15 protein-coding genes and 1 pseudogene are annotated in these 13891 nt (G+C 68.1%); 7 read left to right on the forward strand and 9 right to left on the reverse strand.

Annotated features, from left to right (window positions below):
- Nucleotides 1-88: 88 nt before the first annotated feature.
- Genes AC04MD_RS07270 through AC04MD_RS07280 form a run of 3 tightly spaced genes read right to left on the reverse strand, consistent with a single transcriptional unit; the run spans nt 89 to nt 1583 of the window.
- Nucleotides 89-895 carry an SDR family NAD(P)-dependent oxidoreductase gene (locus tag AC04MD_RS07270; protein ID WP_475496626.1) on the reverse strand — a complete coding sequence of 269 codons (807 nt, stop codon included), beginning with the start codon at nt 893-895 and terminating at the stop codon, nt 89-91.
- Nucleotides 892-1359: a hypothetical protein gene (locus AC04MD_RS07275; RefSeq protein ID WP_475496627.1), complete on the reverse strand. Its 468-nt coding sequence runs from the start codon at nt 1357-1359 to the stop codon at nt 892-894. Before AC04MD_RS07275 ends, AC04MD_RS07270 begins: the two co-directional genes overlap by 4 nt.
- Nucleotides 1356-1583, reverse strand: a complete 228-nt coding sequence (locus AC04MD_RS07280) for a hypothetical protein (protein ID WP_475496628.1) — start codon at nt 1581-1583, stop codon at nt 1356-1358. The genes AC04MD_RS07275 and AC04MD_RS07280 overlap by 4 nt, the downstream gene beginning before the upstream one ends.
- 130 nt (nt 1584-1713) lie before the next feature.
- On the opposite strand from AC04MD_RS07280, the gene AC04MD_RS07285 reads away from it, so the two are divergent.
- Together AC04MD_RS07285 and AC04MD_RS07290 are read left to right on the forward strand one after the other, a co-directional pair.
- Nucleotides 1714-2742, forward strand: coding sequence for a LysR family transcriptional regulator (locus AC04MD_RS07285; protein WP_475496629.1), 1029 nt, complete (start codon nt 1714-1716; stop codon nt 2740-2742).
- Nucleotides 2743-3033: 291 nt separating this feature from the next.
- On the forward strand, nt 3034-3579 hold the full coding sequence (locus AC04MD_RS07290) for a hypothetical protein (RefSeq protein WP_475496630.1): 546 nt from the start codon (nt 3034-3036) through the stop codon (nt 3577-3579).
- Nucleotides 3580-3845: 266 nt separating this feature from the next.
- Here AC04MD_RS07290 and AC04MD_RS07295 read toward each other — a convergent pair whose 3' ends face one another.
- Complete coding sequence (locus AC04MD_RS07295; RefSeq protein WP_475496971.1) at nt 3846-4181, reverse strand: OmpA family protein; 336 nt, start codon at nt 4179-4181, stop codon at nt 3846-3848.
- Nucleotides 4182-4241: 60 nt separating this feature from the next.
- Nucleotides 4242-6269: pseudogene (locus AC04MD_RS07300) on the reverse strand (sodium-translocating pyrophosphatase); the annotation flags it as partial.
- A 260-nt stretch (nt 6270-6529) separates the two neighbouring features.
- On the opposite strand from AC04MD_RS07300, the gene AC04MD_RS07305 reads away from it, so the two are divergent.
- Complete coding sequence (locus AC04MD_RS07305) at nt 6530-7051, forward strand: hypothetical protein (protein WP_475496631.1); 522 nt, start codon at nt 6530-6532, stop codon at nt 7049-7051.
- Between the two features lie 3 nt (nt 7052-7054).
- Here AC04MD_RS07305 and AC04MD_RS07310 read toward each other — a convergent pair whose 3' ends face one another.
- The 4 genes from AC04MD_RS07310 to AC04MD_RS07325 form a co-directional block, all read right to left on the reverse strand.
- Nucleotides 7055-7423, reverse strand: coding sequence for a nuclear transport factor 2 family protein (locus tag AC04MD_RS07310; protein WP_475496632.1), 369 nt, complete (start codon nt 7421-7423; stop codon nt 7055-7057).
- A gap of 34 nt (nt 7424-7457) precedes the next feature.
- Nucleotides 7458-7592, reverse strand: coding sequence for a hypothetical protein (locus AC04MD_RS07315; RefSeq protein WP_475496633.1), 135 nt, complete (start codon nt 7590-7592; stop codon nt 7458-7460).
- A 69-nt stretch (nt 7593-7661) separates the two neighbouring features.
- The gene (locus AC04MD_RS07320; protein WP_475496634.1) at nt 7662-8054 is read right to left on the reverse strand and encodes a DUF488 domain-containing protein; all 393 of its coding nucleotides are present in this window, start codon (nt 8052-8054) and stop codon (nt 7662-7664) included.
- 7 nt (nt 8055-8061) lie between these two features.
- Nucleotides 8062-9318 (reverse strand): 6-phosphofructokinase, encoded by a 1257-nt coding sequence (locus AC04MD_RS07325; RefSeq protein ID WP_475496635.1) that lies wholly within the window; start codon nt 9316-9318, stop codon nt 8062-8064.
- 122 nt (nt 9319-9440) lie between these two features.
- Between AC04MD_RS07325 and AC04MD_RS07330 the strand changes: the two genes are divergently transcribed.
- The 4 genes from AC04MD_RS07330 (at nt 9441) to AC04MD_RS07345 (ending at nt 13862) form a co-directional block, all read left to right on the forward strand.
- A complete protein-coding gene (locus tag AC04MD_RS07330; protein WP_475496636.1) occupies nt 9441-10019 on the forward strand; it encodes an adenylate kinase in 579 nt (192 codons plus the stop codon).
- Nucleotides 10020-10161: 142 nt separating this feature from the next.
- The gene (locus AC04MD_RS07335; RefSeq protein WP_475496637.1) at nt 10162-11871 is read left to right on the forward strand and encodes a cellulase family glycosylhydrolase; all 1710 of its coding nucleotides are present in this window, start codon (nt 10162-10164) and stop codon (nt 11869-11871) included.
- 84 nt (nt 11872-11955) lie between these two features.
- Nucleotides 11956-13278: a UDP-N-acetylmuramate:L-alanyl-gamma-D-glutamyl-meso-diaminopimelate ligase gene (gene mpl / locus AC04MD_RS07340; RefSeq protein WP_475496972.1), complete on the forward strand. Its 1323-nt coding sequence runs from the start codon at nt 11956-11958 to the stop codon at nt 13276-13278.
- Between the two features lie 8 nt (nt 13279-13286).
- A complete protein-coding gene (locus tag AC04MD_RS07345; RefSeq protein ID WP_475496638.1) occupies nt 13287-13862 on the forward strand; it encodes an LON peptidase substrate-binding domain-containing protein in 576 nt (191 codons plus the stop codon).
- Nucleotides 13863-13891 lie beyond the last annotated feature (29 nt).

Consider the following 13891-nt stretch of genomic DNA (forward strand, 5'->3'; position numbering starts at 1 on the left):
TGGGAAGGGTGCGACCTGAAGTCAGGTTGAGGTCAAGCAGCAGGTCGGCATCGGGACAAGGACGATGGGGAATACGGCGGCGTGACAGTCAGGCCGAGGCGCGGCCATTGCGCTTTGCGCCGGCCACTGCCCACAGCGCGTCTTCGAAATCGCGCGCGAGGGTCTGCTCCGGCGGCTTCGCGTCATGCGCCGACCAGGTGACGATCGACTGCGACGCGCGGGTATTGCGCGACAGCAGCGACACCGCGCCGCGGCCGACGGCGAGCGCGTTCGGCCACTCGGCGCAGGCATTGACCGCGTTCTCCGGTGTGCACACCGGCTTGTCGACCGACAGCAGCTGCACGCGGACGCCCATCGTCTGCGCTTCCTCGTGCAGCACCTGGGTCAGCATGCGCATCGCCGCGCCGGTCACCGACGCGTGGCCATAGCCCGACCAGCCGCGTTCCGCATACGGGCCACCGATCAGCACGTAGTTGGCGGCGGTCTGGCTTTCCGACAGCAACGGCAACAGATGGCGCGCGGCGGCGAGATGCGGGACCAGGTCCGCCTCGAGCTTTTCCAGCAGGAACGAGGCGGGACGGTCCAGCAGGCGGCCTGCCTGCAGCGGCGTGCCCATGCTGGCGAACACCGCGCGCAGCGGACGGCCGCGCTCGCGCACTTCGTCGGCCAGGCGCGCGGCGCCGCGGTCGTCGTGGATGCAGGGCGAGTGCAGCAGCGCCAAGCCGGGTTCGTCCTCGAAGTGTTCGGCCAGCGCGCTCATGCGCGGCCCTTCGCGGCCGACGGCGAGTACCGGGCAGCCGGCTTCCAGCAGCGCGCCGACGACGCCGAAACCGACGTTGCCGCTCGCGCCCAGCACCAGCGCGCCGGGCGTCAGTGCGTCCTTCGTCGTGTTCACGGCAGCCTCCGCCGGGCGACCGGCGCGATGCGCGTGCTCACGCCGGCCGATTTCACCCGCAGGCGCAGCGCGCCGCCGTCGGCCAGGTGGCGCGGCAGGGTGAATTCGCGGAAGCCGGTGGCCTTGCGTACGAACGGCAGGCGCATGGCGGACCGACCCGTCGCGGGGGAGGATGACGACGGGTCGGCCGGCCTGCGGAAGCGTTCGACCAGCGTGCGTGCAACGGCACGCAGCCAGCGCAAGGCGGCAGTCGGAAGGGAAGCGGGCATGGCGGCCAGTCTGGCGACCGGGGCGGTCACCGCGATATCCGGATCCTGCTGCGCGCTTGCCTGATCCTGCGCGCTGTCGATCGCCGGGGCGACGAAGGTCCGGCACTGGCCAAGGCGCAGTCGGCGGGCATGGCCACATGCCGTCCTGGGCGCGATGCCGTTCGTCGGAACGCGACGGGCGAGTGTCCCGCTCATGGGATGAATCCTCCCGTGACAGGGATAATCCCAGAGGACGACATCAGCTTGCCGATACGACGGCCGCCCCCCAAGACACCGCCCCGCTGCGAGCGCGGCGCGGCGACATGACCGGAAATATCATGTAACAGCAGGCTTTTGCTGCGACGGAAAGCCTGTTCGTACAGGGCTTCCCGGGTTTCTTCGGGGTGTTCCAGCGACTGGAAGAGACGGGCGAACAGCATGGGGGCGGTACCCGGTGGAGGACGATGGGTGCCAAGGTACGCCCCCAATGAGGACTTGATTAGTCCTGATTTAGGGGAATAATCATCCCGTCAGCGGGCCAATGTGCCCTTCGCCTACCGGAGTCCCACGATGAGCCACGATCTCAACGACACCCTGATCTTCGTCAAGGTGGTGGAGCAGGGCAGCTTCATCGCCGCCGCCAACGTGCTGCGCCTGCCGAAAACTACCGTCAGCCGCAAGGTGCAGGAACTGGAGACGCGCCTGGGCGCGCAACTGCTGCACCGGACCACGCGCAAGCTGGGACTGACCGAAGCCGGCAACGTCTACTACGAACACTGCCAGCGCATCGCGCGTGAACTGAACGAAGCGGCCAGCGCGGTCAGCCAGTTGCACGCCGGCCCGCGCGGCTGGCTGCGCTTCACCGCGCCGTATTCGATCGGCATCGACAAGATCGCGCCGCTGCTCGGCGAGTTCCACGCGCAATACCCCGAGATCCGCGTCGAGATGCTGCTCGCCAACGACACGCTCGACCTGATCTCCGGCGAGATCGACGTGGCGCTGCGCATCGGCAACCTGCCGGATTCCAACCTGGTCGCGCGTCGCCTGAGCACGCTGCGCACGCAGGTGTACGCCAGCCCGAAGTACCTGGCGCGCTACGGCGAGCCGTTGCACCCGGACGATCTGCAGCACCACCGCGTGCTGGCGATGCCGAAGAACCGCCGCGGAAACGCATGGGTCATGGAGCTTCGTGATGCCAACGGCGAGCAGGACTATCCGATCAATCCCATCCTTGTGGCGAACGATCCGGCGGCACTGAAGGGTGCGCTGCTCTGCGGTGAGGGACTGATGCTGGGTGCCGACGTGATGGTGAAGCCTTACCTGGAGCAGGGCCACCTGCAGCGCGTGCTGGCCGGCTGGACCGGGCCCGAGTACGAATTCAATGCCGTCTTCCCGCGCGGCCACGTGCAGTCGCCCAAGGTGCGCGCGTTCGTCGACTTCCTGGTCGAACGGATGAAGTTCGACGTCGATTACATGATGCAGCACTGCCCGGTGTACCTGCAGCAGCAGGCGAACGCGCGGGCGGCGGCGGAAGCCGTGCCGGAAGTGGAGGCCGCGGCCGCGGTCGGACGCAAGGTGCTGGCCGACGTGTTGAGTTGATGGAAGCGCGCACTATCCGTCGTCATCCCAGCGAACGCTGGGATCCATTGGCTTTTCGGTCTTCAATGGCGAACAGCCACGGTAGTGCAAGATGGGTCCCAGCGTTCGCTGGAACGACGGGGTCGGCGCGGACAGCATCGTAGGCCGGTGTCGGGATGACGCTACGCCCTAACGATTCCCGAACGCAATCCGGTGCGTGGCTGGCTAGGATGGGGTCGCATCGCCCGGAGTTGGGCAGTCGCCACGGATGGCCTGTCGTACCGCATCTCCACCTGACCAGGAATCCGCACGATGAAGACACCGATCGCCGCGTTCGCGGCGCTGTGGCTGGCAGCCTGCACGCCCGCTACCCATGACCCCGCCACGGCTGCCACGGACGCGAAACCGGCGGCCCCGGCGAGGGAAGCCACGCCGGCAACGCCCGCCGCTGCACTTCCCGTGGCCGACGTCGTCGACGATCCGGCGGCGGTCAACCAGGCCATCGACGAGGTGCTGGGTGAGCACGAGCGTTACGAGAAGGTCATCCGCGAACTGCAGCAGGCGGTGACGGCGAACGACGAAGCCGCCGTCGCCGCGCTGGTCGACTACCCGTTCTCCACCGTGCGCGACGGCCAGCCGCTGAAGGTGGCCGATGCCGATGCCTTCGTGCGCGAGTACGACCGGATCATGACGCCGGCCATCGCCGAGGCGATCAAGCGGCAGAAGTATTCGCAGCTGATGGTCAACTACAAGGGCGTGATGTTCGGCAACGGCGAGGCCTGGGTGAACGGCATCTGCAAGGACGATGCCTGCAAGGACGTCGACGTGCGCGTGGTGGCGCTGCAGCCGACGTCCTGATCTGGTGGTGCTCCTGTTGCTGGAGGCCGCTGTTGTGGGAGCGACGTAAGTCGCGAACGCACGGCCGGCACGCTCGAAGGGTTGCGCCGGCGGGGACAGATCGGATCATGTCCTTCGCCTTGCATATCTGGAAATCCATCTCGCGTGCACGGATGGCATCCGTTCGCGACTTACGTCGCTCCCACAGCGAACGATTGCGCCGCTCCCGCAGCGAATAAAAAAGGGCGGCCAATGGCCGCCCTTTCTTGTACGTCATGCCGCTGCGACTACTCCACCAGCACATCCACGCGGCGCGCTTCGTCGGCGTCGCCGCTGCCGGTGGTCTGCGCCGGCTTGTCCAGGGTGATGCGCTCGGCGGACACCCCGTTGACCACCAGCCACTGCTGGATGGCCTCGGCGCGCTGCTTGGCCAGGGCTTCGTTCGCGGCCGCATCGCCGCTGGCATCATGGAAGCCGGAGACGCGCACACGTGCGGCCGGATCCGCACCCAGCGTGCCCAGCACACCCGCCAGGCGCGCGCTCGTATCCGCCGGCACCACGGCGGAGCCGCTGTCGAACAGGATGCGCGCGCTGCGTCCTTCCACCACTTCGCCCGGCGTCATGGGCGCCGCATGCGCGGCCACCTCCGACGACGTGGCGCTGCCTAGCCAGCCGTTGACCGGCAGCACCGGCACCAGCAGCAGCGCGACGATGTTGATGATCTTGATCAGCGGGTTGATCGCCGGGCCGGCCGTGTCCTTGTAGGGATCGCCGACGGTGTCGCCGGTGACCGCGGCCTTGTGCGCTTCGCTGCCCTTGCCGCCGTGGTGGCCGTCCTCGATGTACTTCTTGGCGTTGTCCCACGCGCCGCCGCCGGTGGTCATCGAGATGGCGACGAACAGGCCGGTCACGATGGTGCCGATCAGCAGGCCGCCCAGCGCCTGCGGACCCAGCAGCAGGCCGACGACGATCGGCACGATCACCGGCAGCAGCGACGGCACGATCATTTCCTTGATCGCCGACCTGGTCAGCATGTCGACCGCGCGGCTGTAGTCCGGCTTGGCGGTGCCCGCCATGATCCCCGGGATCTCGCGGAACTGGCGGCGTACTTCCTCCACCACGCTGCCGGCGGCACGGCCGACGGCTTCCATCGCCATCGCGCCGAACAGGTACGGGATCAGGCCGCCGATCAGCAGGCCGACGATCACCAGATGGTTCGACAGGTCGAAGGTGAAGATCTTGCCGGGGTGCGCGGTCTGCAGGTTGTGCGTGTAGTCGGCGAACAGCACCAGCGCGGCAAGCGCCGCCGAGCCGATCGCATACCCCTTGGTCACCGCCTTGGTGGTGTTTCCGACCGCATCCAGCGGGTCGGTGATGTTGCGGATTTCCGGCGGCAGTTCCGCCATTTCCGCGATGCCGCCGGCGTTGTCGGTGATCGGGCCGTACGCATCCAGCGCCACGATCATGCCCGCCATCGACAGCATCGCCGTCGCGGCGATGGCGATGCCGTACAGGCCGCCCAGCGCGTAGGCGCCAAGGATCGCGATGCACACCGCCACGACGGGCCAGGCCGTCGACCGCATCGACACGCCGAGGCCGGCGATGATGTTGGTGCCGTGGCCGGTGGTCGATGCCGCGGCGACGTGCTTGACCGGCGCGTACTGCGTGCCCGTGTAGTACTCGGTGATCCACACGATCACGCCGGTCAGCACCAGGCCGACCAGCGCGCAGAAGTACAGGTTCATCGCGCCGTAGGCCGAATCCGCCATCAGCTGCGTGGTGATCGGATAGAACGCGATGGCGGCCAGCACGCCTGACACGATGACGCCCTTGTACAGCGCGCCCATGATCGAACCGCCAGCCTTCACCTTGACGAACATCGCGCCGATGATCGAGGCGATGATCGACACGCCGCCCAGCACCAGCGGATAGAGCACCGCGTGCTGGCCGGCCTGCGCGGCCATCAGGCTGCCCAGCAGCATGGTGGCGATGATGGTGACCGCGTAGGTCTCGAACAGGTCGGCCGCCATGCCGGCGCAGTCGCCGACGTTGTCGCCCACGTTGTCGGCGATCACCGCCGGGTTGCGCGGGTCGTCTTCGGGAATGCCGGCTTCGACCTTGCCCACCAGGTCCGCGCCGACGTCGGCGCCCTTGGTGAAGATGCCGCCGCCGAGGCGCGCGAAGATCGAGATCAGCGATGAGCCGAACGCCAGGCCGACCAGCGCGTGCAGCGCGTCGGCTTCGGTGTAGCCCATGTGGAGGTGCAGTACGGCGTAGTAGCCGACCACGCCCAGCAGGCCCAAGCCGACGACCAGCATGCCGGTGATGGCGCCGCCCTTGAAGGCCACGTCCATCGCCGCGCTCATGCCCTTGGTGGCCGCCTCGGCGGTGCGTACGTTGGCGCGGACCGAGACGTTCATGCCGATGTAGCCGGCGGCGCCCGACAGCACCGCACCGATCAGGAAGCCGATGGCGCTGGCCCAGGAGACAAAAAAGCCGATCAGCACGAGCAGGACCGCGCCCGCGACGCCGATGGTGGTGTACTGGCGGTTGAGGTAGGCGCTGGCGCCTTCCTGCACGGCCGCCGCGATTTCCTGCATGCGGGCGTTGCCCGCGGGTTGTTTCAGGATCCAGCGCGCAGCCACCACGCCGTAGATGATCGCCACGCCGGCGCAGATCAGCGCCAGCGTCAAACCGTGTTGTTCCAGCATGACCCCTCCCAAGGTTGATGGATGTCGTCCAGCAGAAAGCATGAACACGCAACCCAATCCCGGTGGAGCCTGTTGAACGATTGAGCGCACTCGACCGCTGCGATGGACTGCAGCACGAAACCCTTGTTCAGACATCCCTGGAGCTGGCCCGAGTATGACCGGATGCGCCGCGTGCCGCCAGCGGTGACGGGCTGGTTCAGGCTTTCCGTGCCAGCCTTGCGACCCTGCCCGTGTTTCCGTATCCGTTTCAAGGAGTTGCCATGCGCCAAACCGTCGCACTTCCCCTGCTTGTCGCGTGCCTGCTGGCGTCGTCGCCAGTGCGTGCGGCCGATCCCGCGCCGGAGATCCAGCGTCCCGCGGGCACGCCGCAGGCCGTCGGCGCCGTGCATACCCTGCGGCAGATTCCCGAGGCCTGCGCCCGCCTGGAAGGCGTGTTCACTGGCGATGCCGCGCAGCCCTACCGCTACGCACCGGTGCGCACCAGTCCGCAATGCCAGCCACGCGCGCGCTTCATGGACTTCGACAAGGCGAAGCCCTCGGTCGCGGCAGGCTGGAAGCTCAACGACGTGATCCGCGTACCGGACGCGGCCTGTCCGTCGCAGCAGGCGGTGGTGCGCGTCTGGCGAAAGCCCGGCACCGCCGCACCGCCGCCGCTGGATGGGCAGGGGCAGTCGCGCATCTATTTGCAGGAAGCGAAGCAGCAGGCGGGTGCTGCAGCGCAGGCGCCTTCGCTGACGCTGTTCGCCGCGAAGTTGGATGTCGAGGGCAAGGCCTGCCGCTGAGGCTTACGGCGCGGCGGGCGTTCCCTGGTGGTACGAGAGCTGCCAGCCGAATCCGGTCCGGCGCCACACCGACATACGGAGCGCGGCGTTGAAGGGTGTACCGTCCGCTGCCACCTCGTGCGAGCGGAAGTGCAGCAGCGCGATGTCGGAGGCGAGCGACTCGACACGATGTTCGTCGGCGACCACGCGAGGCATCTGCCGGCGCGTGACGAGGAAATCGATGACAACCTGCCGCGTATAGCGCGCACCCGATCGGCCGACCTCGTGGAAGTCAGGATGCAGCAGGCGCTCCAGGCGTTCGCGCGTGCACGGCACGCCGGGGTGATGGAGTTCGGTTTCGAGGGCCGTCAGTTCGGCGAGCAGCGCATCCATCGCGCAAGCTTAGCTCGTGCGCCCTGCGGCGGATTCACGCGTTGGCGCGGACTGCCGGCTTGTCCGTCGTGTCCCTGTGCGCCAGGTATTGGCCGAAGCGGTAGCCGGCGCCGGCGATGGCAAGACCGATGACGACGGCGAGCATGCCGACGAGAATCTTGCGGAACATGGTGGACTCCGGTGGCGTGGCGACAGATTCACGCTAGCACCGCCGCGACCGACGCGACGGTGCCTGAAGTCACCCTGCCGTGAGGGCTGCGCCGCGTTCGGCGAGCAGCTCGCGCAGTACCGAGCGATGGCAATGCGCTTCGTCTTCGCAATAGCAGCCGACCGAGAAGTCGGCGCCGTGCGACAGCGCGGCCAGCAGGTCCAGGGTGCGTGCGTTGTCCGGCGTAGCCATCTCGGCCCGGTACTTCTTCGCGAACGCGGCCCAAGCCCTGGGCGTGTCCACATCCTGGGCTTCCTTCACCAGTACCGCGCTCGGTGCGAGGTTGGGGTACCAGACGTCGTACCAGTCCTGCGAAGCGAACTCGGTTTTCGGCACGCCTCGCGGCGGCCTGCGCACCGTGCCGATGCGCAGTCCTTCCTCCTTCGCGCGTGGACTGCCGAGCCGGACGATACGGAGACTCACCGGCCGATCACCCTTCCCACGCAGGCAGCTTCTTCTTCACCGCCACGTTCTTCAGCGCCACGTACTTGGGCAGGCCGTCGGTGCCGTAGGGCGGATAGGCTTCGCCGCGGATCAGTGGTTGCAGGTAGGCGCGCGCCTTGTCGGTGATGCCGTAGCCATCCTTGCGGATGAAGGCGGGCGGAAACTTTTTCTCGTGGTTGGCGACCTTGGACAGCGGGGCAGCCTCGATCTTCCAGCGGAACGGCGCGTCGGACGTGCGCACGATCACCGGTATCACCGCGTTCTGGCCTTTCAGCGCGTACTGCACCGCGGCCTTGCCGACCGCCTGCGCCTGCTCCCAGTCGGTCTTCGACGCGATGTGGCGCGCCGAACGCTGCAGGTAGTCGGGCAGGGTCCAGTGCACCTTCATGCCCAGCTGATCCTTCACCCGGCCGGCGAGGTACGACGCGACGCCGCCGAGCTGGGTATGGCCGAACGAATCCTTGCCGCCGCCGGCATCGGCGACGAAGCGGCCGTCGGCGTACTGGATGCCTTCGCTGGCCACCACCACGCACCAGCCGACGCGGTCGACCGTCTTCTTCACCTGGGTGAGGAAGTCGGCCTCGTCGTACGGACGCTCCGGGAACAGGATCAGGTGCGGCGCCTCGTCGCGGGTCTGCCCGGCCAGGCCGGCGGCCGCGGCCAGCCAGCCGGCATGCCGGCCCATGGCCTCGTAGACGAAGACCTTGGTCGAGGTCTCCGCCATCGCCGCCACGTCCAGCGCGGCCTCGCGCACGGACACGGCCGTGTACTTGGCGGCCGAACCGAAGCCGGGGCAGGTGTCGGTGACGGCGAGGTCGTTGTCGACCGTCTTCGGCACGCCGATGCAGGTCAGCGGGTAGTCGAAGGCCTGCGCCAGCTGCGAGACCTTCCACGCCGTGTCGGCCGAATCGTTGCCGCCGTTGTAGAGGAAGTAGCGCACGTCGTGCGCCTTCAGCACGGCCAGCAGCCGCTCGTACTTGGCGCGGTCGGCCTCCAGCGACTTCAGCTTGACCCGGCAGCTGCCGAAGGCGCCTCCGGGTGTGTGGGCGAGGGCGCGGATGGCCGCGGCCGACTCCTTGCTGGTGTCGATCAGCTCCTCGCGCAGCGCGCCGAGGATGCCGTTGCGCGCGGCCAAGACCTTGATTTTCCGGGCCCGCGCTTCGGTGATGACGGCCGACGCGGAGGCGTTGATGACGGCGGTGACGCCGCCGGACTGCGCATAAAGTAGGGTGCCAGAGGCCATGTGGGGTTCGTTCCGGGTTGCCGGGATGCGGTAAGCTTCACACAGATGACGCGGTGCAGCGCGGCGCCTGGCGCCAGGCGCGATCCACCGCCCGCAGGATTCCAGTTCGGGAGAGTTACAGCATGCGATTGGTTCTACTGGGCCCACCCGGGTCGGGCAAGGGCACTCAGGCAGCGCGCCTGAAGGACTACCTGCAGGTACCGCACATCTCCACCGGCGACCTGCTGCGCGCCGAAGTCGCCGCCGGCAGCCCGCTGGGCCTGCAGGCCAAGGAAGTGATGGCGCGTGGCGAACTGGTCAGCGACGACATCCTGCTCGGCATGCTGGAAGACCGCTTCTCCCGTGACGACACCAAGGCCGGTTTCATCCTCGACGGCTACCCGCGCAACCTGGTGCAGGCCGCGGCGCTGGGCCAGCTGCTGGCCAAGCTGGGGCAGAAGTTCGACTTCGCCGTGCAGCTGGACGTGGCGACCGAGCTGCTGGTCGAGCGCATCGCCGGCCGCGCCAAGGCCGAGGGCCGCGCCGACGACAATCCGGAATCCGTGCGCAAGCGCCTGCAGGTCTACACCGACCAGACCGCGCCGGTCATCGACTTCTACCGCCAACAGGGCGAACTGACCGTCGTCGACGGCGTCGGCTCGCTGGACGAGGTGTTCACCCGCATCACCGAGGCGCTGGCGCCGGCGAAGGAAGTGGGCTGACGCCCGCGCCGTCCACGGCCTGGCCTCCGGAAGCCCCGCCTGTGCGGGGCTTCTGCTTTTTGCGGGGCTGTGACCGCGTGCGTCGCGATGCGGGGAGGCGGCTGCTATGGTCCGGGTCCCGAGGGACCGTCCGGAGTCGTCGATGATGCGCATCGCCTGCCTGCTGCTTGCCTGCCTGTTGGTTGCACCGGTCGTGCAGGCCAAGGATTTCCTGCGCACGCAGGGCACGCAGATCGTCGATGCCAGCGGCAAGCCAGTGATCCTGCGCGGCATGGGCCTGGGCGGCTGGATGCTGCAGGAAGGCTACATGCTCGATATCGACGGCGTGGGCACGCAGCGCAGCATCCATGCGCGCATCGCCGAGCTGATCGGCCAGGAGAAGGCCGATGCCTTCTACCAGGCGTGGCGCGACAACCACACCACCAAGGCCGACATCGATGCGATGGCGCGCTGGGGTTTCAACTCCGTGCGCCTGCCGATGCACTACGCGCTGTACACGCTGCCGGTGGAACAGGAGCCGGTGGCTGGCCGGCAGACCTGGGTCGAGGAAGGCTTCCGCCGCACCGACGAGCTGCTGGCCTGGGCCAAGGCCAACGACCTCTACCTGATCCTCGACCTGCATGCGGCGCCGGGCGGACAGGGCAACGACAACAACATCGCCGACCGCGATCCCACGCAGCCCTCGCTGTGGGACGACCGGCGCCATCAGGACAAGATGGTCGCGCTGTGGAAGAAGCTGGCGCAGCGCTACAAGGACGAGCCCTACATCGCCGCGTACGACATCATCAACGAGCCGAACTGGGGCTTCGCCGACAAGACGGACACCAACGGCTGCAAGGAAGACGGCAACGCCCCGCTGAAGGACCTGCTGGTGCGCACGACGCGCGCGATCCGCGAGGTCGACAAACGGCACATCATCGTCATCGAGGGCAACTGCTGGGGCAACAACTACCGCGGCGTGCTCGACGACGGGCCGTGGGACGACAACCTGGTGATCAGCTTCCACAAGTACTGGAACGTCACCACCCGCGAGAGCATCGCCGACGCGCTGGCGCTGCGCGACAAGCACCGCATGCCCTTGTGGCTGGGCGAAACCGGCGAGAATTCCAACGACTGGTTTGCGCGCACCGTCGCGCTGGTCGAAGGCGAGGGCATCGGCTGGGCGTGGTGGCCCTTGAAGAAGATCCGCTACAACAGTCCGCTGCAGGTGGTGCCGAACGAGGGCTATCGACAGGTGCTGGCGTACTGGAAGGGCGAAGGACCGAAGCCGTCCGCGGAGGCCGCCGAAGCCGCGCTGATGCGCTTCGCCACCGAGGACGTGCGCTACGCGAACAACGTGCAGCATCCCGACGTGATCGACGCACTGTTCCGCGCGCCGCATTCGGACCAGTCGGTGCCGTTCAAGGCGCACAGGATCGACGCGCAAGGGGGCACGATCGCGGCGGTGGACTTCGACATGGGCCGCAACGGCGTGGCCTACCACGACCTGACGCCGGCCAACCACCACATCTCCGATGGCGGCGAACGCGTGGTGTGGAACCCGGCGATGACCTACCGCAACGACGGCGTCGACCTGGGCAAGGACGCGGATGGCCGCCTGCAGGTTGCCGGCCTTCAGCGCGGTGAATGGCTGAAGTACACCTTCGACGCGGGTGCGGGCGGGTCCTACCGGCTGGCGCTGGACGGGCAGGGCAAGGGACGCGTTTCGCTGGTGCTCAACGGCGTACCGGTGAAGGCCGTGGATCGGGTACGCGGGTTCCGTGGGCTGATGCTGGCGCCTGGCCGCAACACGCTGGTGGTGAAGGGCGAGGGCGGCACCGTCGATCTGCAGACGTTGCGCTTCTCGCGCTGACCCGGCGCGCTCGGCTAAAGTCTGCGCAGTTTCCACGGAAGTCCCGTCTTGAAGATCCACATCCTCGGCATCGCCGGTACGTTCATGGGCGGCGTCGCCGCGCTGGCGCGCGAACTCGGCCATACGGTCGAAGGCAGCGACCAGGCCATCTATCCGCCCATGTCGACCCAGCTCGAGACCCTCGGCATCGCGCTGGCGCAGGGCTACCAGCCGCAGAACATCGCGCCGGACTGCGACGAGATCGTCATCGGCAACGCACTGTCGCGCGGCAACCCCGCGGTGGAAGCGGTGCTCGACCAGGGCCGCCGCTACATCTCCGGTGCGCAGTGGCTGTCCGAACGCGTGCTGCCCGGCCGCGACACGCTGGCCGTCGCCGGCACCCACGGAAAGACCACCACCACGACCATCCTGACCTACCTGCTGGACGCGGCAGGCCGCTCGCCCGGTTTCCTCATCGGCGGCGTGGCCGAGGATTTCGGCGCGTCCGCGCGCATCGGCGGCGGACGCGAGTTCGTCGTCGAGGCGGACGAGTACGACACCGCGTTCTTCGACAAGCGCAGCAAGTTCGTCCACTACCGCCCGCTGGTCGCCATCCTCAACAACCTGGAATACGACCACGCCGACATCTTCCCGGACGTGGCCGCCATCCAGCGTCAGTTCCACCACCTGGTCCGCACCGTGCCGCGCCGCGGCCGACTGATCGTCAACGGCGAGGATGCGCGCCTCGCCGAAGTGTTGGCGATGGGCTGCTGGACGCCGGTCGAGCGCTTCGGCTTCGACGCATCGCTGGAATGGAGCGCGCGGCTGATCCGCGACGATGGCAGCGCCTTCGCCGTGCGCCATCACGGCACCGAGATCGGTGAGGTGCACTGGCCGATGCTCGGCCGTCACAACGTGCTGAACGGCCTTGCCGCGCTGGCCGCCTGCCATGCGGTCGGCGTCGATGTCGCCACCGTGCTGCCTTCGCTGGCCGCCTTCCGCAGCGTGAAGCGGCGGCTGGAAGTGATCGGCCAGCACGACGGCATCACCATCTATGACGACTTCGCCCACCATCCCACCGCCATTCACACCACGCTGGAAGGCCTGCGTGCGCGCGTCGGCGCGGCGCGCATCGTGGTGGCGATGGAGCCGCGCAGCAATTCGATGCGCTCCGGCGCGCATGCGGAGGCGCTGGCGCCGTCGCTCGACATCGCCGATGCCGTCGTCTTCCTGCATCGTCCGGAACTGGCATGGGACGCCGGCAAGGTCGTCGGCGCGATCCGTGGGGACGCACGCACCGTGCCCGATGCCGACGCGCTGATCGCCGCGCTGAAGGCGCAGGCGCGCCCCGGCGACCACGTGGTGTTCATGTCGAACGGTGGTTTCGACGGCGCACCGCGCCGCTTCCTGGCGGCGCTGCAGGGCTGAGGGCCGGCATGGCGCACGAATCGCTGCCGTTGTTTCCGCTGCATCAGGTCCTGTTGCCGGGTGCCGCGATGGATCTGCGCGTGTTCGAGCGTCGCTATCTGGACCTGGTCCGCGATTGCGGACGGTCCGGCGGCGGGTTCGGCATCTGCCTGATCCTGGAAGGCAACGAGGCCGGCGCACCCGCGACGCCGGCAGCCTACGGCACCGAGGCGCGGATCGAGGACTTCGACACGGGCAACGATGGCCTGTTGACGCTGCGCGTGCGCGGCCATCGCCGCTTCCATGCAGTGCGTACCCGGGTGCGCGACAACGGCCTGATCATGGCGGACGTGGAGTGGCTGCGCACGGACGGGGAAGACGCGCTGCGTCCGGAGCACGCGCTGCTTGGCACCTTGCTGCAGACCATGATGGAGAAGACCGGCACCGATCTGAACGGGCTGCCGGCTCGCATCTTCGAGCAGGCTGGCTGGGTTGGCTGGCGTCTGGCGCAGATACTGCCCATCACGCCCGAGCAGCGCGTGTCGATCCTGCAGGAGGACGACGTGCACGCCCGCCTGCAGCGCCTGCTGGAGTGGATCGACTGACGTTGGCCTGGTAGGAGGGGCTTTAGCCC

It is taken from the genome of Pseudoxanthomonas sp. LjRoot206 (genome assembly GCF_056175725.1).